At 64.9% G+C, this 24,423-nt stretch carries 25 protein-coding genes, 1 tRNA gene, 1 other RNA gene and 1 pseudogene; 10 read left to right on the forward strand and 18 right to left on the reverse strand.

Features of this window, described 5'->3' with window-relative positions; genetic code table 11:
• Positions 1-110: 110 nt before the first annotated feature.
• A complete protein-coding gene (locus DFR67_RS24880) occupies positions 111-614 on the forward strand; it encodes a hypothetical protein (protein ID WP_110472171.1) in 504 nt (167 codons plus the stop codon).
• A 61-nt stretch (positions 615-675) separates the two neighbouring features.
• Positions 676-1,488 (forward strand): DUF6542 domain-containing protein, encoded by an 813-nt coding sequence (locus DFR67_RS24885; RefSeq protein ID WP_146240534.1) that lies wholly within the window; start codon positions 676-678, stop codon positions 1,486-1,488.
• Between the two features lie 12 nt (positions 1,489-1,500).
• On the opposite strand, the gene DFR67_RS24890 is transcribed toward DFR67_RS24885, so the two are convergent.
• Positions 1,501-2,055 (reverse strand): nucleosidase, encoded by a 555-nt coding sequence (locus tag DFR67_RS24890; RefSeq protein WP_110472173.1) that lies wholly within the window; start codon positions 2,053-2,055, stop codon positions 1,501-1,503.
• On the reverse strand, positions 2,052-2,843 hold the full coding sequence (locus tag DFR67_RS24895; protein WP_110472174.1) for a fructosamine kinase family protein: 792 nt from the start codon (positions 2,841-2,843) through the stop codon (positions 2,052-2,054). The genes DFR67_RS24890 and DFR67_RS24895 overlap by 4 nt, the downstream gene beginning before the upstream one ends.
• Positions 2,844-2,864: 21 nt before the next feature.
• On the opposite strand from DFR67_RS24895, the gene nadE reads away from it, so the two are divergent.
• Positions 2,865-3,689, forward strand: a complete 825-nt coding sequence (nadE, locus tag DFR67_RS24900) for an ammonia-dependent NAD(+) synthetase (protein WP_110472175.1) — start codon at positions 2,865-2,867, stop codon at positions 3,687-3,689.
• Here the strand turns inward: nadE and DFR67_RS24905 are convergent.
• From DFR67_RS24905 to trhO, 4 genes and pseudogenes are all read right to left on the reverse strand, one after another.
• Positions 3,658-4,608 carry an SDR family oxidoreductase gene (locus tag DFR67_RS24905; protein WP_110472176.1) on the reverse strand — a complete coding sequence of 317 codons (951 nt, stop codon included), beginning with the start codon at positions 4,606-4,608 and terminating at the stop codon, positions 3,658-3,660. The two genes, nadE and DFR67_RS24905, sit on opposite strands and share 32 nt — an antisense overlap.
• Before the next feature lie 606 nt (positions 4,609-5,214).
• Positions 5,215-5,893 (reverse strand): annotated as a pseudogene (locus DFR67_RS31260) (N-acetylmuramoyl-L-alanine amidase family protein); the annotation flags it as partial.
• A gap of 232 nt (positions 5,894-6,125) precedes the next feature.
• Positions 6,126-7,148, reverse strand: a complete 1,023-nt coding sequence (locus DFR67_RS24915) for a CobW family GTP-binding protein (protein ID WP_110472177.1) — start codon at positions 7,146-7,148, stop codon at positions 6,126-6,128.
• Positions 7,145-8,002, reverse strand: a complete 858-nt coding sequence (gene trhO / locus DFR67_RS24920) for an oxygen-dependent tRNA uridine(34) hydroxylase TrhO (RefSeq protein WP_110472178.1) — start codon at positions 8,000-8,002, stop codon at positions 7,145-7,147. The genes DFR67_RS24915 and trhO overlap by 4 nt, the downstream gene beginning before the upstream one ends.
• Before the next feature lie 19 nt (positions 8,003-8,021).
• On the opposite strand from trhO, the gene DFR67_RS24925 reads away from it, so the two are divergent.
• Both DFR67_RS24925 and DFR67_RS24930 read left to right on the forward strand, forming a co-directional pair.
• Positions 8,022-8,702 (forward strand): hypothetical protein, encoded by a 681-nt coding sequence (locus tag DFR67_RS24925; protein ID WP_110472179.1) that lies wholly within the window; start codon positions 8,022-8,024, stop codon positions 8,700-8,702.
• A gap of 95 nt (positions 8,703-8,797) precedes the next feature.
• Complete coding sequence (locus DFR67_RS24930; protein WP_158540033.1) at positions 8,798-9,331, forward strand: DUF4190 domain-containing protein; 534 nt, start codon at positions 8,798-8,800, stop codon at positions 9,329-9,331.
• Between the two features lie 68 nt (positions 9,332-9,399).
• On the opposite strand, the gene DFR67_RS24935 is transcribed toward DFR67_RS24930, so the two are convergent.
• Genes DFR67_RS24935 through DFR67_RS24945 form a run of 3 tightly spaced genes read right to left on the reverse strand, consistent with a single transcriptional unit; the run spans position 9,400 to position 11,570 of the window.
• The gene (locus DFR67_RS24935) at positions 9,400-10,035 is read right to left on the reverse strand and encodes an LON peptidase substrate-binding domain-containing protein (RefSeq protein ID WP_110472181.1); all 636 of its coding nucleotides are present in this window, start codon (positions 10,033-10,035) and stop codon (positions 9,400-9,402) included.
• A gap of 53 nt (positions 10,036-10,088) precedes the next feature.
• Positions 10,089-10,949, reverse strand: coding sequence for an SDR family NAD(P)-dependent oxidoreductase (locus DFR67_RS24940; RefSeq protein ID WP_110472182.1), 861 nt, complete (start codon positions 10,947-10,949; stop codon positions 10,089-10,091).
• A 60-nt stretch (positions 10,950-11,009) separates the two neighbouring features.
• Positions 11,010-11,570, reverse strand: a complete 561-nt coding sequence (locus DFR67_RS24945) for a type 1 glutamine amidotransferase domain-containing protein (protein ID WP_110472183.1) — start codon at positions 11,568-11,570, stop codon at positions 11,010-11,012.
• A gap of 374 nt (positions 11,571-11,944) precedes the next feature.
• Between DFR67_RS24945 and DFR67_RS24955 the strand changes: the two genes are divergently transcribed.
• Complete coding sequence (locus DFR67_RS24955; protein WP_110472185.1) at positions 11,945-12,523, forward strand: sigma-70 family RNA polymerase sigma factor; 579 nt, start codon at positions 11,945-11,947, stop codon at positions 12,521-12,523.
• A 13-nt stretch (positions 12,524-12,536) separates the two neighbouring features.
• Here the strand turns inward: DFR67_RS24955 and DFR67_RS24960 are convergent, their stop codons facing one another.
• The 3 genes from DFR67_RS24960 to DFR67_RS24970 form a co-directional block, all read right to left on the reverse strand.
• A complete protein-coding gene (locus DFR67_RS24960; protein ID WP_110472186.1) occupies positions 12,537-13,142 on the reverse strand; it encodes a DUF1707 SHOCT-like domain-containing protein in 606 nt (201 codons plus the stop codon).
• A 194-nt stretch (positions 13,143-13,336) separates the two neighbouring features.
• A tRNA-Ala gene (locus DFR67_RS24965) sits at positions 13,337-13,409 on the reverse strand.
• 102 nt (positions 13,410-13,511) lie between these two features.
• Complete coding sequence (locus tag DFR67_RS24970; RefSeq protein ID WP_110472187.1) at positions 13,512-14,258, reverse strand: DsbA family protein; 747 nt, start codon at positions 14,256-14,258, stop codon at positions 13,512-13,514.
• Between the two features lie 176 nt (positions 14,259-14,434).
• Here DFR67_RS24970 and DFR67_RS24975 point away from each other — a divergent pair, with 176 nt between their 5' ends.
• On the forward strand, positions 14,435-15,172 hold the full coding sequence (locus tag DFR67_RS24975; RefSeq protein WP_110472252.1) for a VIT1/CCC1 transporter family protein: 738 nt from the start codon (positions 14,435-14,437) through the stop codon (positions 15,170-15,172).
• A gap of 15 nt (positions 15,173-15,187) precedes the next feature.
• On the opposite strand, the gene pgm is transcribed toward DFR67_RS24975, so the two are convergent.
• The gene (gene pgm, locus DFR67_RS24980) at positions 15,188-16,831 is read right to left on the reverse strand and encodes a phosphoglucomutase (alpha-D-glucose-1,6-bisphosphate-dependent) (protein WP_110472188.1); all 1,644 of its coding nucleotides are present in this window, start codon (positions 16,829-16,831) and stop codon (positions 15,188-15,190) included.
• Between the two features lie 249 nt (positions 16,832-17,080).
• Between pgm and DFR67_RS24985 the strand changes: the two genes are divergently transcribed.
• The 3 genes from DFR67_RS24985 (at position 17,081) to DFR67_RS24995 (ending at position 20,218) form a co-directional block, all read left to right on the forward strand.
• Positions 17,081-18,286: a lipase family protein gene (locus DFR67_RS24985; protein WP_110472189.1), complete on the forward strand. Its 1,206-nt coding sequence runs from the start codon at positions 17,081-17,083 to the stop codon at positions 18,284-18,286.
• The gene (locus DFR67_RS24990; RefSeq protein ID WP_110472190.1) at positions 18,280-18,864 is read left to right on the forward strand and encodes an alpha/beta hydrolase; all 585 of its coding nucleotides are present in this window, start codon (positions 18,280-18,282) and stop codon (positions 18,862-18,864) included. Before DFR67_RS24985 ends, DFR67_RS24990 begins: the two co-directional genes overlap by 7 nt.
• Before the next feature lie 73 nt (positions 18,865-18,937).
• On the forward strand, positions 18,938-20,218 hold the full coding sequence (locus DFR67_RS24995; protein WP_245938149.1) for an alpha/beta hydrolase: 1,281 nt from the start codon (positions 18,938-18,940) through the stop codon (positions 20,216-20,218).
• Between the two features lie 161 nt (positions 20,219-20,379).
• On the opposite strand, the gene DFR67_RS25000 is transcribed toward DFR67_RS24995, so the two are convergent.
• The 5 genes from DFR67_RS25000 to ftsX form a co-directional block, all read right to left on the reverse strand.
• Positions 20,380-21,225 carry an aldo/keto reductase gene (locus DFR67_RS25000; RefSeq protein ID WP_110472191.1) on the reverse strand — a complete coding sequence of 282 codons (846 nt, stop codon included), beginning with the start codon at positions 21,223-21,225 and terminating at the stop codon, positions 20,380-20,382.
• Between the two features lie 186 nt (positions 21,226-21,411).
• Positions 21,412-21,779: a transfer-messenger RNA gene (ssrA, locus tag DFR67_RS25005) on the reverse strand.
• 79 nt (positions 21,780-21,858) lie between these two features.
• Positions 21,859-22,830, reverse strand: a complete 972-nt coding sequence (locus DFR67_RS25010; protein ID WP_245938150.1) for an alpha/beta hydrolase — start codon at positions 22,828-22,830, stop codon at positions 21,859-21,861.
• A 102-nt stretch (positions 22,831-22,932) separates the two neighbouring features.
• The gene (smpB, locus tag DFR67_RS25015) at positions 22,933-23,406 is read right to left on the reverse strand and encodes an SsrA-binding protein SmpB (protein ID WP_110472192.1); all 474 of its coding nucleotides are present in this window, start codon (positions 23,404-23,406) and stop codon (positions 22,933-22,935) included.
• An 82-nt stretch (positions 23,407-23,488) separates the two neighbouring features.
• On the reverse strand, positions 23,489-24,394 hold the full coding sequence (ftsX, locus tag DFR67_RS25020; protein WP_110472193.1) for a permease-like cell division protein FtsX: 906 nt from the start codon (positions 24,392-24,394) through the stop codon (positions 23,489-23,491).
• Between the last annotated feature and the right edge of the window lie 29 nt (positions 24,395-24,423).

Genomic DNA, 24,423 nt, shown 5'->3' on the forward strand with positions numbered 1-24,423 from the left:
CAAGCAACTTGGAAGCTCGGCGACCCGGGTTCCATGCAGACTTCAAGCCCATTCCAAGCGGTTCACGACAACCTGAGTCCAGTCACCCTTTCACCCCTGGAGTCAGTCACATGTTTGTCAGCCGCACAGCAGCCACCACCGCCCGCACCAGCCCGTCCGGATGTGTCGTCGGCGGCTGGCTCCTCGCGCTGGCGGCTGTCGGCGGGTTCGCTTTCGCCGCGGGCGACAACATGCACAGCTCCACCGAGAACCCGGTGCCCACACCCGTGGTCGCGACAACCCCGGCACCGACCAACTCGCAGATCTCCGGATCTGCGGTCACCGTGTACCTGCCCACCCGCGCGGGCGCACTTTCGGATGGCCGAGTCACCGCCGCCGTCAACGCGCCGGTGCACGTGCAACCTCATCCCACAGACATCGCCTGCCGGCTGACCGAGCGAGCGGGCCTCACCGTCTCCCGTGTGCACGCGCCCGATCGCGCGGTGCGCTCGTCGAACAGTCGTGGCCCGGCGAGTATGGCCCGGGTCAGTGCGACGGCGTGCCGGCTGGCCACCGCGAATGCCAACGCGACCAAACCCGCCATCAAGGCCGCGTCAGCGATCTCCGGCCGGTGACCCTAGCGTCTCCACCGCGTTCGTTACCCGGATTCTCAGTATTTACCGGTACGGTCAACATGTGATTTCTGGCCCGCGCTCACGCTCGGGGGTACCCCTCGACGAGCAATCCGCCCTTCCCACCGCACCTGGCGTGCCCTGGTGGGGTGCGGTGCTGATCGCAGTTGGCCTCACCACGGTCGGTGCGGTCATCGCCGTCTCCGGTGATGAATCGAATCTCGGTTTCTCGTTCAAGGCCCTCTATGTGGTGGGTTGCATCGCCGCCGTCCTCGCCGTTCGCCGCCGCGCGCTCTTCACCGCCGTCGCCCAGCCGCCGCTGGTGCTGTTCGGGGTGGCGGTCATCGCGCTGTACTTCCTGGTGTCCGAGACCGACGCAGGCCTGAAGAAGCTCGTGTTCGATGTGGCATTACCGGTGGCGAAGCTGTTTCCGCTCATGGGATGGACCTTCGTCGCCGTCCTGGCCATCGGAGCAGCCCGCTTCTGGTTCACCCACCCGACCAACACCGGTAAGCCTGCTCCGCGGCGCCGAACGGCGCCGAAGAAGGCTGCAGCGGCGAAGTCGGAGACCACCACTCGTCCGAGGCGCACCAGCTCACCGAAGCCGTCCATGGTCAAGGAAGACGCTTCGAGCACTGCGACCACGCCTCGTACCCGGGCGGGCCAGACCCCGCGCACTCCCCGCCCGCCTGAGCCCCGGCTGCGGAACCCCGAAGACGAAGTACCCCGTCGACGTCGGGCTACCCCGGACGCGCCGGAACCACGGCGCCGGCACGCCGGATCGTTCGACAATCCGCCGCAGCCCGGCGCACGTGCCTACCGGAATCCGGACGGTTACGAGCCGGCCCCCCGCCTGCGTCACCGCGACCTGCACTGACCCGACGGCCGGTCAGGCCACGACGTTGCGCTCGAGCCATTCGCCGATGGATCTGGCGGCCGCATCCACTCGGGCGGGCCAATCCATGGCGGTCTCATCGGCCTCGTCGCTGACGACCTTGATGAGCCGGCACGGAACATCGAACCGACTGCACGCCTGCGCGATCGCGAACCCTTCCATGTCGACCAAACCTGCGCGGGCAGCAAGGACATCGCGGTGCACGGGGTCGGCGACGAACGTGTCACCGGTCGCCACCTCGCTGCCGTCACCGCCGGGCAGGTCATACCGATCGACGACCGGATAGCCCATGGAACTGAGCGCTGCGCTGCTGATGTCGTGCTGATGAACCACCGACGGCACGAACAGACCTGCGGTCGCTGGACGCAACGCGCCGGCGGTACCGACGTTGAGCACCATGAGACGGCTCGTGTCCGGGTGCGTCGCCAACGCCTCGGTGACGGCGATGGCCGCCGAGACCTTTCCGATGCCGCAGATCAACAACGGCAGCCGAGCAGGTACATAAGCGGCCTCCGAGCGGGTGGCGGAGACCACCAACACATTCTTCACGCGGCGAGCTCCACTGTGCGGCGGGCGGCGCGGCCCAGCTCTGTGCCGTAGCCCGGACCATGACCGGCGGCGTGCACCGCCAGCGGGTGCAGCTGATGCACCGGGACGCGGTCCTGCCACCCCGTCCGTAGCCGATGAGTCAGTTGGTAGCCCTCGATCACCGACTCGAACTCCGGACAGCCGAACAGTGCCAGCATCGCAAGATCGGTCTCCCGGTGTCCGCCATGCGCGGCCGGATCGATCATCACCACCCCCTCCGGTGTCCACATCACGTTTCCACTCCATAGGTCACCATGGATTCGCGCGGGTTGCTCGTCGTCGTCGAACCGGCCGGACGCGATCACCTCGCAGGCAGCCCTGGTGTCGTCTGCGTCGCGGCGAGTGAGGTTGCCCGCGGACACGGCGGCGTCGACGAAGGCCAGTACCCGTTGCGCGGCGTAGAACTCTCCCCAGGTCGACGTCGGTTCCGACGGCATCGGCCGACTTCCGATGTAGAGCTGACCGTCGAAACCGGCGGGTGGACTGCCGAATTTCGGTGCCCCGCCATCGTGCATCCAGGCGAGTGCAGCGCCGAAGGCATGGGCCGCGGCCGACGTCGGCGGCGCCGAGGCCAGCCGCTCCAGGGTGATGTGCTCAGCCGACACGTCGAGCACTGCCACCACCGGTGCCCCGGCGGCGCCGAGCCAGCGCAATCCGGCCGCTTCCGCGGCGAAGAAATCGGAATGGGCGCCAGGGCGTCGTTTGACGAATTCTGCGGTGGTCACCCTTCCAGCGTGCCGGATCACCATAGGTCGCACTACCATCGGCTCATGGCCAGCCTGCAGAAGAGCATCATCGCCGAACTAGAGGTGTCCGCGACCATCGACCCACAGTCGGAGGTGGAGCGACGCGTCGACTTCCTCAAGAGCTATCTGAGTTCGACCGGAACCGCAGGTTTCATCCTCGGTATCAGCGGTGGCCAGGACTCAGCGCTGGCCGGTCGTCTGTGCCAGCTGGCGGTCGAGGCCGTACGCGCCGACGGCGGCGAGGCGACTTTTCTTGCGGTCCGTCTGCCCTACGGCGAGCAGGCCGACGAAGACGACGCCCAGATCGCTTTACAGTTCATCAAGCCCGATCGCAGCGCGGTCTACAACGTCAAACCGGGTTCGGACTCCACGGCGGAGGAAGTGGTGCAGACGTTGGGCGAGCCACTGCTCGATCTGGTCCGCGGCAACATCAAGGCGCGCGAACGTATGGTGCTGCAGTACGCGGTGGCCGGTCAGGAAAACCTCCTGGTCGTCGGGACCGACCACGCCGCAGAAGCAGTCACCGGCTTCTTCACCAAGTTCGGCGACGGTGGGGTCGACATCACACCTTTGACCGGCCTGACCAAACGACAAGGCGCGCAGATCCTCTGGCATCTCGGCGCACCTTCGTCGGTGACGTCCAAGGTGCCGACGGCCGACCTCGAGGACGACCGTCCGGCGCTGCCCGACGAAGAGGTTCTCGGAGTCAGCTACAGCCAGATCGACGACTACCTCGAAGGTGCCGAGGTAGAAGCGCACGTCGCCGAACGGATCGAGTCACTCTTTCTGCGCACACGGCACAAGCGGACCGTGCCGGTCACCCCTTTTGACGACTGGTGGAAGAGCTAGAGCTCGAATCTGAGGGTGCAGCAAGGTCTTCCAGATTGCGGCCGCTGATGCGTGCCAATTGGTCGAAACGGTTGTTCGCGATTCGCATGACGATCTCGTAGGGCAGCGCGAACTTGCGTGCCACGAAATACCCGAAACGGATGTCGAACGACGTGTAGACCATGAACTGGTTCTTGCGGATACCTGTCAGGATCGCCTCGGCGGCTTTTTCAGGGGAGACCGCGACCTTGTGGAAGTGGCCGATCTCGCGCTGAATCACCGGATTCTCACGGTCCAGTCCGGCGATGTCGACGGTCCCCACCAGCGGTGTGTCGACGCCACCGGGGCACACCAGGGACACGCCGATCTTGTGTCGGCGCAGATCCATCCGGAGAACCTCGGAGACACCACGGATACCGAACTTGCTGGCGCTGTAGGCGGCGTGCCATGGGAGCGCCAGCAGACCGGCCGCCGACGATACATTCACCAGATGTCCACCCCGGCCGCGTCGCACGATCTGCGGGACGAAGCACTCGATGATGTGGATCGGCCCCATCAGGTTGACGTCGACCATCTTCTTCCAGTGCCGATGCTCGAGATTTTCCACTGTGCCCCAAGCCGATACACCAGCGATGTTCATGACGACGTCCATCACGCCCACCTCGGCGTCGACCTGCTGCGCGAACCGGCGGACCCACTCGTAGTCGGACACGTCACCTGCACGGTGGAACAGGATCTTGCCGTCCGCACGCTTGACCTCGGCGACGGTCTCGTTGAGATTCTCCGCCGCGATGTCGGTCAGCACGAGGGCCGCGCCGTCACGCGCTGCCGCCAATGCGGTTGCCTTGCCGATCCCGCTGCCCGCACCGGTGATCAGGACGCGTTTGCCCTGAAGATCCTTCACGGGCACGCTCATCACCAGGAGATCTTTGATGCTCATGACTCAACCCTACGGGTCACGTCAGTACTCAGATGGGTAGTTTGCCGCCAAACATCTGATAGATCACCGAGAGCATTGCCTTGAGGACCTGCGACGAGGCGTCGTTGCCCTCGCTCGACAGCAGCCCCTCGATCACCTTGGGATCCTTGGTGTCCGAGAGCTCGCTCAGCAACGGCAGGATCGACTGCAACCCGGTGAGGTCGAGACCTGATTCACCTGTGGCGCCCGGTGTCGCCGGGGTCTGGTTGTCGAGCGGCAGGCTCGGCAGGCCCAGTCCCGGAGCGACCGGCGTCGTAGTCGTGGCCTTGGTGGACGGGGTCGTCGTCCGACCGGACGCCGGAGGTGTCGACGTGGATGCCGTGCTGCGCGAGGGGGTCGTGGTCGACGGTGTGGTGGTCGACGGTGTGGTGGTCTTTTGGGCCTGGTTTTGGCCTCCAGCCACAGGTGCCGGCGGGCTCGCCGGGGCGCTGGGTGTCGTCGTCGACGGCGCAGTGGTGGACGGCGCAGTCGTCGTCGGGACAGTGGTCGGCGCAGTGGTCGTCGAGGCCGCCGCCGGGTTCGACCCTGTCAGCAGGAAGCGAAGGATCCCGTCGACGAGGCCGATGGCGTACTTGAGCTGGCCATCCTTGCTGGACAGCGTCGCGGCGTCGGTGGGGTTGGACAGGTTGCCGAGCTCGGCGAACACGTCGGGGACTTTGGTCAAGTTCACCGCGGCGACGTCGGCGCGGGTCTGCAGACCGTCCTGGGCTCCGGCATAGTTCGCGGGTACGAGTCCGGCTGCCTTGAAGGCGTCACGCATCTGCTCCGCGGCCTTGCGGCCCGGGCCCGACTGCACCTCGTTGACCGTTGCGTCGGGGATCGGCAGCTCCGGAACGATGATGTGGAAGCCGCTCTTCGCCGCGTCCGTCCCGGGCGAGGTCGAGTCGGCGTGGATGTTGACGGCAACGTCGGCGTCGGACGCATTGGCGGCGTTGGCGCGCTCGTCGATGCAGCCGCCCCACCCGGTGTCGTCCTGGCGACTGAGGACCACCTTGGCGCCCTGGCTTTCCAAACCGGCCTTGACCAGCTGGGTGATATCCCAGTTGACGGTGTGCTCGGCGATTCCGTCAGGGCTGGTTGCCCCTGAGGTCTGGCAGGGCTTGGTGCCGCCGCGACCGTCGGGTACCGGCTTGTTCATATCGTTGCCGGCTGCCGACCCCTGGTGCCCGGGGTCGAGGAAGATTGTCTTTCCCACCAGCGAATTGCCCTGTGTGGGAGCGGGATCGGCCGAGGCCGTGGTGGGCATCGCGATCAGCGAGGCCGCGAGGGCAAGGCAGGTGAGCCCGGCCACGCGGAGGTCCTTCTTGGTCACGGTGTTCCTTTCGAGTGCGCCAAACGACGCAACATCAGTCACAATATTCACTTCAGTAACAGTGAAGCAGCAGTTGAGACTTTTGGGAAATTCTCGACCAGCGATCGGCAAACCGTTGTGGGGTCGTGATCGGGACGATGCGCAATCGTGCGGCGCACAGACCCACCTACCGCTCGTACCTCGTGATACTCAGCATCGATTGGGTGTCCATGACGTCGTCGGCGCGAGCTTTCTCCAGAGCGGCTCGCACCTCGGCCTCGTCGATGCCGGCTCCGATGACAACGAGTTGAGTACCCCGGGATTCGTCGGGCGCCCAGGGTTGAGTGTGGACGCTGACGTAGTTCCCGACGGTGTGGACCACGTATTTTCGGCGGTACCGGGGCACCTCGAAGTAGGCGAACCCCTTGATCCGGAACACCCCAGGCGGAGGTTGCTCCAAGAAGGCTGCCAACGCCCGAGGGTTCATCGGCGCGGCAGCGGTGAAGCTGACCGACTGGTAGTCGTGGTGCAGGTGCCCGCAGTGGTCGTCGCCCTCGTCGTCGGCGAGCAGTTCGTCGAGGCCGAGTTGGCGCGGGGCGGCATCATCGTCGCGTGGCGCGGTATCGAGGTCGGCGAGCAGCGCCAAATCGACCACCGCGTCGCGGGTGGTGATGATCGGAGCGCCGGCGTTCGCACTCCGGATCAGCGCGCGAGCCCTGTCCACCTCGCCGGAGTCCGTGAGGTCGGTCTTGTTCAATACGACGAGGTCGGCGAGCCCCAGGTGCTGATCGATCCGCGGATGCTGCTGCCTGGTCTCAGCGTAGTTGCGGGCATCGACCAGATAGAGCAGGCCGCCGTACTCGATCCGTGGATTGTCACTGCCCGCGACCATGCGGATCAGGTTGCGGGGTTCGGCGAGACCACTGGCCTCGACGACGATGAGGTCCAGACCCGCGCGGGGTTTGACGAGTGAGGCGAAGGTGGCGTCGAGACCGTCGTCGTCGACGGTGCAGCACATGCACCCGTTGCCCAGCGACACCGCGCCGTCGACTTGCCCCGCAACGAGCATGGCATCGATGTTGACCGCCCCGAAGTCGTTGACCACCACCCCGATTCGCAGACCGGACCGGGTACGCAGCAGGTGGTTGAGCATTGTCGTCTTGCCGGCGCCGAGAAAGCCCGCCACGATCACGACGGGTATGCGTTTCACGACGCCTGACCGGCGAGACAATCGGGGCAGACCACCACCAATTCGCGACCGTTCGCATCCGGATAGTTCGCGACGTTCTTGGTAGGGGTTCCACACTTCGTACACGAGCCGACGACTGTGGCGTGATCGGTGAAATCGACGCTCATCCGTTTGTCGAAGACGTAGAGCGAGCCGTCCCACAGCCCGTCGTCGCCGAAGCGCTCGCCGTAACGAACGATGCCACCGTCGAGTTGGTAGACCTCATTGAAGCCGCGATTGCGCATCAGTACCGAGAGCACCTCGCACCGCACCCCACCAGTGCAGTAGGTGACGACGGGCTTGTCCTTGAGGTGGTCGTAGTCGCCGCGCTCGATCAGCTCGACGAAGTCGCGTGTGGTCTCGGTCGGTGGCACGATGGCGTCGCGGAACCGCCCGATCTGCGCCTCGATGGCGTTACGCCCATCGAAGAAGACGACGTCGTCGCCGCGCTCGGCCACGAGTTCGTGCAGCGACTCCGGGCTCAGGTGAGTGCCGCCTCCGACCACGCCGCCGGCGTCCACCTGCAATTCGCCTGGAGCCCCGAACGTGACGATCTCGGAGCGCACCTTGACGCTCAACCTCGGGAAGTCGTCACCCACCCCGTCGGACCACTTGATGTCGGCGCCGGAGAACGCGGCGTAGGAGCGTGTCCCCCGCACATAACGCTTGACGGCCCTGATGTCGCCGCCGACCGTGCTGTTGATTCCGTGCTCGGAGATGATGATCCGACCCGTGACTCCGGCCGCTTCGCATAATGTTTGCTGCCATAGCCGGATCGCTTCAGGATCGGGCAGTGGCGTGAAGACATAGAAAAGCACGATCTTGGGTGTCGACACAGGGGTAAGGGTACTGAACATGTGGAACAGGACGATCGGCATGGTGGCTGCGGTGGGGGCAGCTGTAGCCGTGCTCACGGGATGCTTCCCCGAGGACGGACCGAGCACGAAGGACATCCCTCCCACGGACGAGTTGTCGACCGAGACCTCGGTGAGTGCCACCACCACCACGCGCAGCACGACGGCGAACCGATCGTCCGGGCTGACCCTCGCCACCGCGATCAGCACCGCCACACGGGTCAACAACAGTGACTTCCACGAGGCCGCGCTCGAGGGCGGCCGCCTCGAGGACACCTCAGAATTTCACTTCTCCACCCCGGACTCGGCCGTGAACTGTTCGACGGTGGAGCGCGACGTCCCGACGCTCGCCTGCGACGTGACCGACACTCCCGTGCAGACCCGTGACTACTGCAATTGGGAGGCCGGCTACATCGTGCTGACCGACACCGCCAGCCAGGGGACCTGCGCCGACACGCCGTGGGTGTGGACCCGCGGATCGGTGTTGCCGTTCGGGTCGACCATCTCGGTGGGTACGTTTCAGTGTCTGAGCGACTTCTCGGGTCTCTACTGCCTCAACACCCGCTCCGACAACGGGTTTGCGCTGCGGGACGGGGCTTATCGCACGGTCTCGGGCGCCGACCCCGCTCCCGCCGCACTCACCGACGGCGCAGAAGCAAGCGCCACCACTTCGGGGCGTTAGACCGATAGACTGCTCGGCAGACGAGCCGGCCTCAGGGAGCACCCGCGTGCATCCCCTGCCATCCCGGTATCTGCACTCTGTGAAAGGTGATGGCCGTGACTTATCCTCCGCCGTACGATCCACCCTCGAACGACCCGCTGCGCAAGCGGGACTCGAGCGGTGAGGACCAGAGTGCGTCGGGTCCCCCGCCGGCCGATCCCGGTTTCGCCCCGACGAACTACGACTACGGCAATCCGCAGTCCGGCTATCAGCCTGGCTACCAGCAACCCGGGGGTTACCAGCAGCCCGGCGGTTACCGGCAGCCCGGCGGTTATCAGCAACCCGGCGGTTATCAGCAACCTGCGTACGGCGGATACGGCGCACCCGTCTCCGAGACCAACTCCAACGCCATCATCGCGCTGGTGTGCGGCATCGGGGCGTTCGTGATCTGCGGTCTCGGTGCAATTCCTGCCATCATCTTCGGCAACAAGGCGATCGCGGAGATCGACGCGTCGGGCGGCAGGCAGAACGGCCGTGGGATGGCTCAGGCGGGCAAGATCATCGGGTGGGTCGCCGTCGCCATGTGGGTCATCGGCATCGTGCTGTTCGCCATCATCTTCATCGCAGCGGCAGCGTCGTCCTCGACCTGATCGACCTCCTCGATCAGCCCACCAGCAACGAGCAGTGCCGGCCTCCCGTCGACGGTTTCGATGGACACCTAATCGGCCGGCAGACCCGAGAACTCGATGACGGCGATCAAGTCGTCGAGAGCCTGGGACAACGCCTCGATCCGCGCGGGGGTGCCAGGAGCCGAGAGGATCTTCTGGCGGTCGGCGGGTCCGAGACCCAGGCGCACCGCAGTGCCGTACACCTTGGCGTCCAAGGGCTCCTCAGCCTCCAACGGCTGAGTGAGCCGGTCTCCGACCTCGATGCCGCGCACGCGATCCAGCGTCGCAGCCAGTTGTCCGAGCCTGGCGATCACCGGGTTGAGTGCACCCGCAGAGGCAATGGGATCCGTGGTGGGCCACAGCTCGATCTCGGCCTGCGGGTAAGGATCATCGGGCAGCCATGAGTTGACCCGGAATCTGTCGGTGCCCACGCAGGTGAGGTGGAACCGCCCGTCGGGCCGAGGACTGCATTCTTCGATCTGCGCCAGCGTGCCGACATCGACCCGCTCTTCGCCGCCACCCGTTTCCCGACCGCGGGAGATCAGCACCACCCCGAAAGAGTTGTGCCCGGTGTCGGAGGTGCAGTCCTCGAGCATCTGCACATACCGGGGTTCGAAGATCTGCAGATTCAGCGGTTCGCCGGGAAGCAACGTCATCCCGAGCGGAAACATCGGATGTGCGCTCATTGCACCAGCATGCCCGTCCCGGGCGAGTGCCAACCACCCGCCCGGCCGCAGGGTCAGGTCGGCAGGCGACCGAGCACCGCGCCGGCCCCGGCTGTCCGGACAGCCGCCACGCGCTGGAGTATCCGCGCGTATCGCGGCATCAGCTCCTCTGGGCGGTGATGCACGGCGTGGGTGATCCAGCTCGCGGCCTGCTCCGCGGTCAGCGCGGGAAGCGCGTTGTACTCGGCGGTCGGCGCAATCATCGGGGTGCGGATCAGCGGAAAGTAGATGGTGCTCACCGCGATCCCGTCTGCTCCCAGTTCGAGACCGATGCTGCGACCCACGATGCTCAACGCCGCCTTCGATCCCGCGTATGCCGAGAACTTCGGCATGGTGCCCGCGGGTACGCCCCAGGTGGAGACATTGACAATGTGCCCGCCGCCGCGCAGCTTCATCCCCGGCAGGAATCCGAGCATGAGTCCGACCGGGCCGAAGTAGTTCACTGCCATCGTGCGGCGATAGTCGTGCAGCCGGTCAACCGAGTCGATCGCCGAACGCCGGATGGAGCGGCCGGCGTTGTTGATGAGCACATCCGGAGTCCCGTGGGTCTCCAACACGGTCGCCACCAGACGATCGACGTCGTCTTCGTCGGCCAGATCGGCGGGATATGCGGTCGCCGCGCCACCCCGGGCAACGATGGCGTCGCGCACACGTGAGAGCTCCGCTGCGCCGCGCGCGACGAGGATCAGCTCAGCTCCCTGCTCGGCGAGAGCCAGCGCGGCGGCCTCCCCCACGCCGGACGATGCGCCGGTAAGCACGATCTTCTTGCCGTCGATCCTGTCGGGCGTCGAGGAGAATGGTCGATCGTTCAGCGAGATCGGCCGATCCAGGCCGAAGTGCGCGAGTCGAGCTCCGAGGCGGCGGGCGATGGTCATGAGTGATCACCCTGGCACATCGACCGGACGTCGATGCAGGGCAACCTCGCGAGCAGCCGCCTACTTCGCGGCGGCGAACTGCGTGACCAGGGTCGAGCAGAAGGCCGGCAGATCTCCCGGGTTGCGGCTCGTGATCAGCGTGTTGGGGCCGCCGGCACAGACGACCACTTCGTGATCGGTCCAGGTGCCGCCGGCATTCGTGATGTCGGTCTTGATGCTGGGGAACGACGTCAACGTCCGGCCCGACACCACGCCGGCCTCGACGAGAGTCCACGGGGCGTGGCAGATCGCAGCCACCGGCTTGCCCTCGGTGAAGAAGTCGGCGATGAACTTCACCGCCGCCTCGTTGGTACGGAGGTTATCCGGATTCGCGACGCCGCCCGGGAGTATCAGTGCGTCGAAATCTGCGGCAGGTACGTCGGCGACAACCGCGTCTACTGGGAACGTGTCGGCCTTGTCGAGGTGGTCGAACGCCTGAATTTGGCCGGTCTCGGTGGAGACCAGAGTTGGCTTGCCACCCGCTTTCTCCACCGCGGCCCACGGGTCGGTGAGCTCGACCTGCTCAACACCTTCGGTCGCCATCAGAAACGCGATTCGCTGTCCTTGGAGTTCGTTTGCCATACCGGGCAAATACCCTCCGTTGAAACCGAGCAAACGCCGGCCGGGCAGCGTCGCACTCGCAGAAGTCATTTAGTTGACACCAGCCCCAACCTCTGGACGTGACCTGGGTCACAGTCCTATCGTGGGTCATGGCTACCAAGACATACAGCAAACACGTCATTCACCACTGCCAGGACTGCGGCCAGTCGATGGAGGTTCAGGTCAAGGAATTCCGCACCTTCGGCGGCGATATTCACAAGACGAAGTCGGAACCGCACTGCATCAATCCGAAGTGCAGGAGTTACCAACACTAAGCAACATTCGGATAAGCAAAGTTATGGTTAGTAATCCTGTGTGACATGTAACAAATCTACGACCGGACCCTATAAGTGGATATGACCGCGGAGTCAGCACACGACCCGAACTCGACAGTCGACTTCGCGAATTTGCTTGCCCGAGTTGCAAATAAGGACACTCAGGCGTTCCGAGAACTGCACGACGCCACTCAATCCCGGCTGTTCGCCTTGATCTACAAGGTCGTTCGTGACGTCGGTTACGCAGAGGAAACGCTGCAGGAGGTCTATCTCGAGATCTGGTTGAAGGCAGACACTTATCGACCCGAATTGGGAAAGCCATTGTCGTGGCTGATGATGCTCTGCCATCGCCGCGCCGTCGACCGTGTGCGTTCCGAAGAAAGGCTGCGCCGCAAGACCGCTCTGCTGTCGATGATCTCGTGTGACGTGGACGCCGCTGGCGCCGACGAGCCCGTACTCCTGCGCGACGAATATCAGCGACTGGTCAGACACCTCAGCGCGCTCACCCACAGGCAGCGCCAGAGCATCAATCTCGTCTACTTCGCCGACCTCACCCAGCGCGAGGCCGCCAAACACCTGAACATTCTGGTGCCGGCGTTCAAGACACGGCTGCGCGACGGGGTCCTGCGCTTGCGGACGCAGATGCGCGCGGAGATCTGAAGCCATTTGCCGCTCACGCCCGTCTGATTGTCAGACCCGTCATCCACGAGATGGAGCCGGTGACGTTGATGACCGATCCACCGACCCGAACCGGGGCTCCAGCTTTGTCTTTGACGCTCGACCACCGGGATCTGTCGAGCGTGGCGTAACGGATCTCTTGATCGTGGCCGACGCGCAGCTTGACCGTGCACGTCGACACCTGCAATTCCAGGTTGACCAACGGCCCCGGGAGCATTGCGCTCGTGAAGTCCAGGTCAATCGTCCCCATCGACCCCGTCACAAGGATATTGGCGGGCACCGACCAGCCACCTTTGCGGCGAACCGTCTCCCACTCCGCATCGAACGTCACCTGCTGCCCCACCGGGACCACCGCCCCGCCGACAGGTACCACCGCACCGGCAACAGGGGCCTCAGGGAACAGATGACCGGCGACGGGCAGATTGTCCAGCACCACTCGTAGGTCGCCGCGCGTCTTGGCTGCGTAGACCGACTCCGACCGCTCCTCGAACTCGACTATCTCGAGGTAGCCACCGGAGAACGCATCGTTGAGCAGACCAATCGCCCGTTCGCGCTCTGGCGTCCCTACTCGTACTTGGTCGTCGGGGTAGTCCTGGGCCATGCCCTCCACTGTATGAGATCGGACATTCAGCAGTCCTGTCGTGATGGCGCGGCAAATCTCGCCCAGCCACACAAATACACACCGTTAGTTCATATGCACACGTTCAAACGTGTGCATATGACTGATCAGTGTGTTTTTCTGCGACTCAGCCAAAAAACCGAGCCGCCCTGACGGGCGGCTCGGTTTCTCATGGGTGGAGCTAAGGGGACTCGAACCCCTGACCCCCACACTGCCAGTGTGGTGCGCTACCAGCTGCGCCATAGCCCCGTATTCGGTTTTCACACCCTGCCACGGCCACTTGCTCCGGCGCAGCGTGCTCGACCGAAATTACACCATCAGCGCGAGCGCGACCAAATCCGCTGTGCGTTCTCAGCTGTTGTTCGAGCCGATGAGGTCCGCGACCCACTGAGGTCCCTGGGTCACCGCGACCTGCTTGCCGTCTTGCAGCACGCTGGGTGTGCCCACCTGGCCACCGGTGGCATTGGCCAACTCCGTCTGCGACTGCTCCGCCGAATCCTCGGCAGCGCGCACCTGGGTGCCGTCTGCGATGCACTGCTGGGTCGCGTCGCTTGCGCCGACGTCTTTCGCGAACCCGGCGAGCGCCGCGTTGTCGTGATCTTGGCCGCCTTCTTGAGGCTGCACCTGGAAGAGCTTCGAGTGGAACGCGAGTTGCACGTCCTGATTCTCACTGTCTGCAACGCACTTCATGGCCCCCGCCGCACGGGAGCTGTATGTGCCCGACCCCGACTGCTTGTTCAGGAACGTGAGCATGTGGTACCTGACCTGCAGCTGACCGCTGTTGACGGCATCGGTGACCGCGGCGCCCGATGACTGCTCCAGGTTCCGGCACGCGGGGCACTGGAAGTCCTCGAACATGTCGATGGTGTGGGGTGCGGTGGCGCTGCCGACGGTGAAGGTCGATGACGTGGCGAGGACATCGGTGTCGGCCTCGCCGTTGCTCCGACTGTTGTTCCAGACGATCCCGCCGATCACCACCGCGGCGATCAGCACCACGGCCAGCCCGCCCAGCACATAGGTCATGGTGCTCGACTGTTTGCGCGGCTGATACTTCGACGTCGTCACCTTGGGTACAGATTGCTTCTTCTTGTTACTCACTGCTTTTCCTCTGGGACAATCTTCTTCACGACACCCGCGCGGACCGCAGGTCTGTTTCCCACCCGCATCAGCGTAACGACGAGTGCCTGAGAAGATTCTGAGCGCCGGTTTCGCTCCGCGGATACGATCGTTCGGTGCCAGCTCCCCTGCCCCCGGACGATCTGCCACCGGACCATCTGCCACCGGACGAGGAACCACATCCGCCCGACGAGGGCGTCGACGAAGTCGGCCACACCCATGCCAACGTCGCGGGCGGACGCCTGCGCGCTGCCACGTTCGGTGCGATGGACGGGCTGGTGACAAATATCAGCCTGGTCGCGGGAGTCGGCGCGTCGGGAGCCTCCGGTCAGACCATCATCCTCAGCGGGATGTCCGGGTTGGTGGCCGGCGCGTTCTCGATGGCGCTGGGCGAGTTCACTTCGGTGACCACCCAGAATGAGCAGGTTGACGCCGAGGTGCTCGTCGAACGCCGAGAATTGGCGAGACACCCGAAAGCCGAGCTCGACGAGCTCATCGAACTGTTCGTCGACCTCGGCATGCGCGAAGAGACAGCGGCCGCCGCCGCCGCCGAGATCCACCTCGACAGCGACAAAGCCGTCAACCTGCACCTGACCCATGAACTGGGACTCGATCCCGACGATCAGCCGTCGCCCATGGTGGCTGCGGTGTCGTCGTTCGTGATGTTCTCGCTCGGCGCGATCATCCCTCTGCTCACCTACCTGGCGGGGTTCGAATCCTTGACGGTTGCATTGCTTGTGGGCGCGGTCGGGTTGCTGCTGGCCGGCGGACTGGCTTCTCGCTTCACGAGCCAGCCGATCTGGAAGGGTGCACTGCGGCAGCTGGCCTTCGGCGCGATCGCCGCCGGCGCAACGTATTTCGTCGGCTATCTCATCGGTGTCCCGGCGACGGGCTGAGACCGGCCCGCCGCGCTAACCGGCCAGCACCCCGTCGACCAGACTCTGCGCTTCGGCCTGCACCTGCGCCAGATGATCTGGACCCTTGAAGGATTCGGCGTAGATCTTGTAGACGTCCTCGGTGCCCGACGGACGCGCCGCGAACCATGCGTTCTCCGTCGTCACCTTCAACCCACCGATCTTTGCACCGTTGCCGGGCGCTTCGGTGAGCGTCGCGGTGATCGGCTCGCCTGCGAGTTCGGTCGCCGTCACCTGATCGGCCGACAGTTTGGCGAGCACCGCCTTCTGAGCGCGGCTCGCCGGGGCGTCCGTGCGTGCGTACGAGGGCGATCCGCCGTGTTGTTCCGCAAGTTCGGCATACCGCTGCGACGGCGATTTGCCGGTCACCGCAAGGATTTCCGACGCCAGCAGCGCCATGATGATGCCATCCTTGTCGGTCGTCCACACCGTTCCGTCGGTGCGCAGGAACGAGGCCCCCGCGCTCTCTTCACCGCCGAAGCCGACGGAGCCGTCGAGCAGGCCCGGCACGAACCACTTGAACCCGACGGGCACCTCCACGAGGTCGCGGCCGATTCCCGCGACAACCCGGTCGATCATCGACGACGAGACCAGTGTCTTGCCTACCGCGGCGGCAGGCGACCAGCCCTCGCGATGCGTGAACAGATAGTCGATCGCGACGGCCAGGAAGTGATTCGGATTCATCAGTCCCCCATCGGGGGTGACGATGCCGTGCCGGTCGGAGTCGGCGTCGTTGCCGGTCGCGATGTCGTACCGGTCGCGGGCACCGATCAGTGACGCCATCGCGTTCGGCGAACTGCAGTCCATCCGGATCTTGCCGTCGGTGTCGAGCGTCATGAACGAGAAGGCCGGATCCACGGTCGGATTGACGACAGTCAGACTTTCGAGGGTGTACCGGGCGCCGATCTCTGCCCAGTACCCCACGGACGCACCGCCGAGGGGGTCTGCCCCGATCCGGATCCCCGCGTTCCGGATCGCGGCCAGGTCCACGACGGAGGACAGATCGTCGACGTAGTTGGCGCCGAAGTCATAGGTGCCACAGAACTCGGACTTGCGGGCACGCTCGTAGGGCACCCGTTTGATGTCGTCGACACCGGACCGCAGCAACTCGTTCGCGCGAGCCGCGACCAGCGCGGTGATGTCGGTGTCGGCGGGTCCGCCGTTGGGCGGGTTGTATTTGAATCCCCCGTCGCGCGGGGGGTTGTGCGACGGCGTGACGACGATGCCGTCGGCGCGGTCCCCCGAGCCGCGATTGTGCGTGAGAATCGCATGGCTGACAGCGGGGGTGGGGGTGAATCGATCTTTGTTGTCGATCAGTACCCGGACCTCGTTGGCCACGAGGACCTCGATCGCGGTCTGCCACGCGGGCAACGACAACGCGTGGGTGTCGCGGCCGATGAACAGCGGACCAGTGATGCCGGCCCCGGTGCGATATTCGATGATCGCCTGTGCGGTGGCGAGGATGTGATTCTCGTTGAACGCGTTGTCGAGGCTCGAGCCCCGGTGTCCCGAGGTGCCGAAAAGCACCTGCTGCATCGGGTCTTCCGGGTCGGGCTTGCCGGAGTAATAGGCGTCGGTCACCGCCGACACATCGATCAGATCCTCCGGGAGAGCGACGGTACCCGCACGCGGGTGAGCCATTGGTTTTCCTTCCGGTTGTCCCGTGCTCACCGCTGGGCGGCATCCACGGTCCTCGGCGACATTGACTGGACCACCTGAATTCTGCCATCGATCACTCTCCCCGTGTTGTCGGCGCCGAAATCGTCGCCGCAGTGAGGCGACCGCAATTCGACGGTCGCCCGATGCGGTCGCGGGTTACACTTCCACCCGAATCACCGCTCGCGTGTCCCGAGCGGGGGGACCCTTGGTCGGGGTGACGGAGAGTATTCGATGCGTGTTCGTGGTCTGTTCGGTCGCCGGGTTCTGGGGAGTGTCGCAGCGGCGGCGCTCAGTGCCGCCGCGATCATCAGCTTCACCGCTGCACCCGTGGGCGCAGCTCCATATCTGCCGGCCGGCGACGGTGATCCGTTCTATGCCGCTCCGGCCGACCTCGCGTCTGCGGCCAACGGTCAGGTCCTCAAGGTCGCGCAGGCTGCGAGCCCCTTCCCCGGATCGACGGCACAGAAGATCCAGTTCCGGAGCACGAACTCCCAGGGCGAGCCGATCGCCGCGGTGACCACCGTGCTCGTGCCGAACGGTGGCGCCAGACACGACCTGCTCTCGTATCAGCCGTTCACAAACTCGCTCGGGCTGCAGTGCGCCCCGTCGCATCAGCTCTTCCGGGGCGGTCTGCAGGAGCAGCAGTTGATCGGCCTGGCGCTTGCCCGCGGCGTCGCGGTCAACGTTCCCGACCACCTGGGTCCGACCAGCGCCTACGGCGCGGCCCGCCTGGGCGGCACCATCACGCTGGATTCGATCCGGGCGGTGCAGTCCGAACCCGGCTTCCGGGTCGGTAAGGTCCGCACGGCCCTGGCGGGGTACTCCGGTGGAGCGATGGCCAGCGCATACGCGGCGGTACTCGCTCCGACGTATGCCCCCGAACTGAACCTTGTCGGGCTGTCGGCGGGTGGCACACCGGTCAACCTCGAAGCGATTGCCCGGACTCTCGGAGTCAATCCGAACCCGCTGTTCGGTCTGGGCTTCGCCGCATCGCTCGGCCTCGAACGCGAATATCCCAACGAGCTCGCACTGTCCGAGCAACTCAACCCACGCGGGGTCGCGTTGGCCAACCAGATCCGTAACAGTTGCACCCAGCAGATCATCGACGCCGGGGCCAATCTGAAGATCGCAGACGTCGTCGGCGCCGGCAGCCTGTCCGATGACCAGGCGGGCGTCGACGCCCTCAATCGCAACAGCGTCCAGATGTTCCCGGGTGCTCCGAGGATCCCGGTGCTGCTCTACCAGGGTGCGAGCGACCAACTGACCCCCACCGCACGGGTTCAGGCGACCGCGGCCAAGTGGTGTCGCCAGGGCACGCGGGTGCAGACGATCATCGTGCCCGGTGACCACGGCTCCACCATCGCCACCGGGGTGCCGTTCGCGCTGAACTACATCAATGACCGACTGTCGGGTGTGCCCGCGCCCAGCACATGCTGATACCCGGCCGAAAGCCACGCGCGTCGGTGCTGGTGCTGCCCGGCGGAACCGACTCCTCTCGCGAACCGTTCAGCCGGAAGCAGCCTGCGGCGTTGCGGATGTACCCGTTCACGCTGTCACTCAAGGCCATACCAGGTGTTGTCGTGCACCAGGCCGTCTACGAGTTGCACGGCTGGAACGGCGACGACGACAGCCCGATGGCGCCCGCCCAACGCGCCCTCGACGAACTGCTGCGTGCGCACCCCGATGCCCCGGTGATCCTGGTCGGTCATTCGATGGGTGGTCGGATTGCGGCCAGGCTCGCAGCGGACAAGCGCGTTGCCGGGGTGCTCGCACTCGCCCCCTGGTGGCAGCACGCCGACTGGCGCTACATCAATGTGGGCGCGAAAGTGCTTGCCTTGCACGGGACCGCCGACACCCGGACATACCCGAAGCGCACCGCGAAGGGTATTGCCGAGTTGCAGGAAAACGGCGTCGACGCCGTCTTCGTTCCGATCGAAGATGGTAAGCACGCCATGCTCGACCATATCTGGACCTGGCAGTCGACGGCGGTCCGATTTGTCCGAAGTTTTTTGTGAGACAACCACTTTCTTGGTTTTCTCACATCCAAATGCACAGCGAACGTACAGAATTGCCGACGACTCTTAGTTCGTGAATCCAGCTGAGGTGCCGCTGTTCGGCGGCTGGTTCGTGTTGTCCACGGAATTGGCAGCGGCGATCGCGATCGTCGCCGCCGTCCGGTGGCGACACCGCCGAACGTGGCGCCTGTGGCTACCGCTCGCCGTCGCAGTGGGAGCGACCGCAGCGGCCACGACCTACTGGGTCCTGGCCCGTCGAGACCTCGCACCCGACGCCGCGCCCTGGACCTTCTGGATCTGGTTGTCTCTGGCGGTCGCGCTGATGTTCATGGTGCCCGCCGCGTGGATCGGAGCCCGCTGGTGGCGCCGGATCACCGGGGTGGCGGCGGTGGGACTGACCGTCGTCTGTCTCGCTCTGGCTGCCAATCAGTGGGCGGGTTTCTATCCCACGGCCGGCCGCGCGTGGCAGGGTCTGACGGACCAGCCGCTACCTGGTCAGATCTCGTTCGCAACGCTTGTACAACTGCGCGGGAATCCCGAACCCGACGGCAAGATCGTCCCACTGCGGAGTTCGGACCGCATCAGCAGCTTTCATCACCGACCTGAGTACGTCTACCTGCCGCCCGCCTGGTTCTCGGGCAAGGTCCCCCCACACCTGCCCGCGGTCGTGATGATCGGCGGCGTGGTCACCACACCCGAAGACTGGGTGCGCAGCGGCTCGGCCCTGCAGACTGTCCGCGCGTACGCAGCCACACATGGCGGGCAGGCTCCGATCCTGGTCTTCGTCGACCCGTCCGGCAGTCTGTCGAACGACACCGAATGTGTGGACGGTCCGCACGGCAACGTCGACACCCACATCACAAAAGAAGTTCGGCCGGCGGTGGTCTCCGAGTTCGGCGCCTCGGATCATCCTGGCAAGTGGGCGGTTGCAGGATGGTCGATGGGCGGCACCTGCGCGATCGATCTCACCGTCGAACATCCCGATCTGTTCCGGACGTTCGTCGACATCTCCGGCGATGTCGGTCCCAACCTGGGCAACCGGGCGCAGACGACGTCGACCCTGTTCGGTGGTCGAGCAGCTGATTGGGAGCGTTTCGACCCGGCGACGGCGATGCGACGCCACGGCCCGTACAGCGGGGTCGGCGGCTGGTTCCAATCCGAGGGCCACCACCACGGACCAGGGCTGACCTCCCCACAGATACGTGCCACGGAGACTCTGTCGACAGTGGCGCGCGACAACGGGATCGACGTCGTCGTCCGGCCGGTGCCCGGACGCCACAACTGGCAGTTCGCCGCGCAGGCGTTCGCGGACGCGCTGCCCTGGTTGATGGCCAGGATCGACGCGCCGAACTGACCCGACAAATCTGCTCCGGTTACAGCAATCCGCTCCGGTTCCAGGGCTCTGGAACCGGAGCGGATCAACGCAAGTGGAGCAGTTCTTGCCCCATTATCGGGTCAGCCGATGGGTTAGTCGACCGGTTGGCCGATGGGTTAGCCGATGGGTTAGCCGATGGGTTAGCCGATGTAATCGAACGTATCCGGGTTGGGGCCGCCTCGGCCGTCCTCACCCTTGTCGAGTGCAGAGATCGCCTCGACTGCTGCGTTGTCGAGTTCGAAGTCGAAGAGCGCGAAGTTCTCCTCGACGCGCTTCGGCGTGACCGACTTCGGGAAGATGATGTCGCCGCGCTGGATGTGCCAGCGCAGCACCACCTGGGCTGTCGACTTACCGACCTTGTTCGCGATCTCGGAGATGGTCGGGTCGTCGAGCACCTTGCCCTGCGCGATCGGTGACCAGGCCTCGGTCGCGATGCCATGCTCCTTGCCGTACTGCCGGGCGATCTCGTTGGTGAAGTACGGGTGGACCTCGATCTGATTCACGGCCGGCACCAATGACGTCTCGGCGGCCAGACGCTCGAGATGGTCGGGCTGAAAATTCGATACGCCGACTGACTTGGAGCGGCCATCCTTCGCGAACTCGATGAGGGTGTTCCAGGTAGACACGAAGTCGCCCCCGTACTGCGTCGGCAGTGGCCAGTGGATGAGGAACAGGTCGATGTAATCGAGGCCCAGATCCGCCAGGGTGGTGTCGAAGGCCTTCCGCGCGGCGTCCGGCTCATGGAAGGTGTTGTTGAGCTTGCTCGTCACGAAGATCTCGTCCCGTGCGATCCCCGACGCCCGGATGCCTTCGCCGACCTCTTTCTCGTTGCCGTACATCTGCGCGGTGTCGATGTGGCGATATCCCACCTCGAGGGCGGTCTTGACCGCGTCCGCGGTGTCTTTCGGGTCGATCTGGAACACACCGAAACCCAGCTGGGGGATGGTGTTGCCGTCATTGAGTGTGATGTTCGGAACTCGAGTCATCGTCGTCCTCTCCTACTGCTGCTGCGCCACGCGGAAGACTTCACAGTGGCTTGTCGTCGTACCCGTAGTTCCAACCGAAGGGCGGCCCGCCCCTATTCCTCCAGCCCGTCGACCTGCAGCGGAACCGAACCGAGGTGGATACGAAAAGAGACAGGCCAGAGCGTGTGCTCTGGCCTGTCTCTCGGGCGGTGGAGCTGCCGGGAATCGAACCCGGGTCCTTCGCCGTTTCAGTAGGGCTTCTCCGTGTGCAGTTCGCTAAGTCTCTACTCGGATCTCTCAGTCACGCGAACAAACTGAGATGACGATCCCAGTCGCTGTTTGATGTCCCATTGCGGTCCGCGACCGCCCGCAACGGTTAGCTCTCTGAATGATGCCGGTACCCGGGGCGAGAGCTCACCCGGGCCGACAGACCAGCCGTCGCTTAGGCAGCGAGGGCGTAGTCGCGCTGATTTTTGTCGGCGCTTAATTGTTTGCTATGACGCTTACGGTGGTCTCTAGCCTGCACCGACACGCTTCCCCTACCTAGACGCACGCAGTCGAAACCGTTCAGCCCCTTGGTAGCACCCCGCCGTTGTTCGCGACGGGACAATCAATTGTAACAAGAGTCGACGACAAGTCATTCCATTTTCTCGTTCAGGCCCCGATCGCCGGGCCGATGACGCGCCAGCTGTCGCGCATCTGCTGCTCGAACGAGCCCCAGGTGTGCGCGCCTCTCGGGAACACCGTGTAGGTGTGGCCGACCCCGGCCGCGCGCAGGCCGGCGGCCATCTGATCGGTGCACTGCCGGGTGATCACCTCGACCTGGGCGGGGCCGAAGAACAGCGGAACCGCCGCAGGCCCCGGAGCCGCCCGCGGAAGTCCGGTGGCAGCGGAAATGTAGATCGCTTTGCCGCGCAGCCGGTTCGGGTGCAATGTCGCATCATGCTGGGCCCATGCAGGATCGCCGGGTGGGCCGTACATCGCCAGCGGGTTGGCACCTCCCGACGCCACGGTCGCCGACACCGCAGCGGTCCCGAGTGGACTGCTGATGGCGGGACAACCGCTATACGACGCGACGGCGCGGTAGACGTCCGGTGCCTGCCCGGCGAGGTCGAGCGCCGGTCCCCCGCTCATCGAGAGCCCGGCAATCGCATTGCTGCCGTTGGACTTCAACTCCGGTGCCAGCGCTGCGGGTAGTTCCCGGGTCAGGTAGGTCTGCCACTTGTTGATGCCGGTCACGAGGTCGGGGCCGCGCCAATCGGCGTACCAGCTGTATTTGCCACCGAGCGGTGAGACGACGTTGACGCGTTTACCCGCGAAAAAGCTCTCATAGTTCGTGTAATTCACCCAGCTGTCACCTTCGGTCCCACCCCCTTTGCCGTTGAGGAGGTAGAACGTCGGCGCACCTGCGGCGTTGCCTGCCGGGCGCAGGACCTGATTGGGGATCACCCTGTTCATCGACGGCGAGTACACGTAGATGATCGACAGTCGATCGGTGACCTGCTTGCTACCGGTCACCGACGGTGCCGACGTCGCCGGTCCGACTCCCTGGCACAGGGCAATCACCACCGCGACAGCCCCGACACATGCTGTCAGTCCACGAGAAATACCGCCCCGAATGTCCACTCGGGACAGTGCAGTCGACTGTGGGCCGTACGACAAACCGAATCACCCGGACGTCACCGGGCTGATATCAAACCCTGACCCCGCCGATACCCCGCGAACGGGTCAGCGCATGCCCTTGACGCGTCTGCCGAGTTCCCGGGTCACTTCTCGCTCGGCGTCTCGCTTGGCCAGGTCGTGGCGTTTGTCGTGGTCCTGCTTGCCTCGTGCGAGCGCCAATTCGACTTTCACCTTGCCGTCGTTGAAGTACATCGACAAAGGCACAAGGGTGAGGTTGCCGTCGCGGATCTTGCCGATCAGGCCGTCGATCTCTTTACGGTGCAGCAGCAGCTTTCGAGTGCGCCGCGGCGCGTGGTTGGTCCAGGACCCGTTGCCGTACTCGGGGATATGGAGTCCACGCAGCCAGATCTCGCCGTTGTCGACGGTCGCAAAAGCATCGACCAGCGACGCCTTGCCGTCGCGCAAGCTCTTGACCTCGGTCCCGACCAGGGCGACACCGGCTTCGTAGGTGTCGAGGATGGCATAGTTGTGCCGCGCCTTGCGGTTCGTCGCAATGGCCTTGCGGCCTTTTTCCTTCATCGATGTTCACCTACTCTCGCCGGAAACTCATGCCTGATGGCCCCGCAACACTACACATGCCGGCCTCGCGCCGTCGCCTCGATTATTCGCGGACGTAGAACCGGAGCGTCGCGTACGCCGTCACGCTGGACAGCGCCACACCGATGATGATCAGCCACGGAGCCACGAACAGCACGTCCGAGACCCCGATCTTCGCCAGGATGTTCACGCCGTACAGATCTTGCAGCGCCCGATCGAAGAACAACGCCTTGGCGCCGAATAGTCCCGCAATGGCCAGGACGGAACCGACCATCGTCGCGATCACCGCCTCGAGCAGGAACGGTAGCTGGGTGTACCAGCGAGTGGCGCCCACCAGACGCATGATCCCCACCTCGGTCCGCCGCGTATAGGCGGCCACCTGCACCGTGTTCGCGATCAGCAGGACCGCGGCGAACACCAGGACAAGGGCGATGGCAAACGCCGCATTGCGCGCTCCGTCGAGCACGCTGAAGATGCGTTTGACCAGTTCACGCTGATCGAGGACGCTGTCCACCCCGTCTGCGGTCCGGAACTGGTCGAGAACCACCCCGAACTGACCCGGATCCGACATCCGCACCTTGAACGACGCGGGTAAGGTGTCTTCCCTGACCAGCGCCGCGATATCCGGATTGTTGGCGAATGTCTTTGTCGTGGCGTCGCGGTACGCCTGGGCGCGGTCGATGTACTGCACCGATTCCACTCCGGCGGCCCCCTCGATGTCAGAGCGCAGGGTGGAGCACGGCGCCGACGCGCAGTCAGGGTCGGCATCGGTCACCGCATCGGAGATGAAGATCTGCATCTCGACGCGATCGAGAAAGATGTCTTGCGTCTTGTCGGCCATCTGCACCACCAGCAGGCCGGCGCCGAACATGCCGAGGGTGATGGCTGTGGTGATGATCATCGCCACCGTCATGGTGACGTTGCGGCGCAGCCCGTTCAGGACTTCGCTCAGTATGAAACTCGCGCGCATCGGAGTTCGGGTGTCCTCCCGGTCGGGAC

The sequence above is a fragment of the Williamsia limnetica genome (genome assembly GCF_003217475.1).
Taxonomy (GTDB): Bacteria; Actinomycetota; Actinomycetes; order Mycobacteriales; family Mycobacteriaceae; genus Williamsia; species Williamsia limnetica.